The sequence below is a fragment of the Antarctobacter heliothermus genome (genome assembly GCF_900188425.1).
In the GTDB taxonomy this organism is placed as follows: Bacteria; Pseudomonadota; Alphaproteobacteria; order Rhodobacterales; family Rhodobacteraceae; genus Antarctobacter; species Antarctobacter heliothermus.
Genome location: NZ_FZON01000152.1, coordinates 1 through 1,306 on the forward strand (window position 1 = coordinate 1; position 1,306 = coordinate 1,306).

Consider the following 1,306-nt stretch of genomic DNA (forward strand, 5'->3'; position numbering starts at 1 on the left):
GCCTCTTCGGGCGGAACTGCAATGGGGAAGGCCTCGGAGGTGACGCGGGTCGAGTCGACGGTGATGCGCCGGGCCTCGACCTGCGCGGTGTCATAATCGCCTTCCGCGCGGGTGACCTGCCATTTCAGCGCCTGGGGCAGTTCGGTTTCCTGCGCGCGAACCAGTTCCAGAATGTCACCTTCGCGCGGGGCTACAAGATCATCATGGGTCAGACTGACAACAGCGCCGCGACCACGCATGAGGAACCTGATCTGCCCTTCGCTCTCGACCGCATCAAACCCGAAATGACGCGCCAGGGTGGAGATCGAGGCGCGCGGCGATTCCAGCGCGGTGAGGATGTAGCCCTCAACCGAGCCGGTCAGGCCCGTGGTGTCGACGCGCGCCTCCGGAAGCCCGGCGCGCAGACAGAGGTCCCGGACCAGGGCGGCCAGCGACCCGCCGCCCATCCGCCCGGTCAACCAGTGCCCCCGCTGCCAGTTCGGCCCATCGGTCCAGATCTCGGTAAGTGCGGGGAAATGCGGATAGGGCCGCGCATCCCAGGTCCAGGCGGCGCAATCGGGCAGATCGATCATCGGTGCGCTGTAGATTGTGGACACCGGGTTGTTTGCGGCTTCTTCCCAATAGGTCAGAAGGGCTTCGTAATACGCCCGCTGGATCGCATCGTCGCGCCAACCGCGCGAAAAATACGGCGCGGCGCTTTCCGAGGATTTGGGATCGAAGAAGACGTTGGGCTGATTGGTGCCCCGGTCGATGGCGGGGCAGCCGCATTCGGTGAAGACGATGGGTTTGGACTGCGGGATCCAGGCTGTGGGTGTGGCACTTTCTGCCCCACTTGGTCGGTCAAAATGCGCATTGGCCCACCAGGCGCTCAGATCCTTGGGTCGGAAAACCCAGGGCTTGCCTTCAGAGCCGTCCTCGACAGGCGTGCGGATCTGCGCGGTTCGATCAGCATCCGAGGCATAGAACCAATCGTAGCCCTCGCCGCCTTCGATGTTGGCGTGCAGATAGGCGCGATCGTAGACCGTCGGCCAGCCATTGCCTGCGTCCAGATGGGCCGACCCGTCACGCCAATCGGAGAGCGGCATGTAATTGTCGATGCCGATAAAATCGATCTCCGGATCGGCCCAGAGCGGGTCGAGATGAAAAAAGACGCTTGTGACCGGCTCGGAACTGGCCAACGGCAGCACGGGCGCGCTGTAGCTGACCAGTTTGTCGAAATTGCCCGAGTAGTAGGGCTCCTCGAGCTGCAGCACGATCCGCAGCGCTACGATGTCGGCATTGTCGCGCGTATAGCTCAAAGACCGGG

General features: G+C 63.4%; 1 protein-coding gene. It reads right to left on the bottom strand.

All coding sequences use genetic code 11. The features are described 5' to 3' along the window. A partial coding sequence (locus CHB90_RS25990) for a glycoside hydrolase/phage tail family protein (RefSeq protein ID WP_170941201.1) occupies positions 1–1,306 on the bottom strand: 1,306 nt, incomplete at both ends.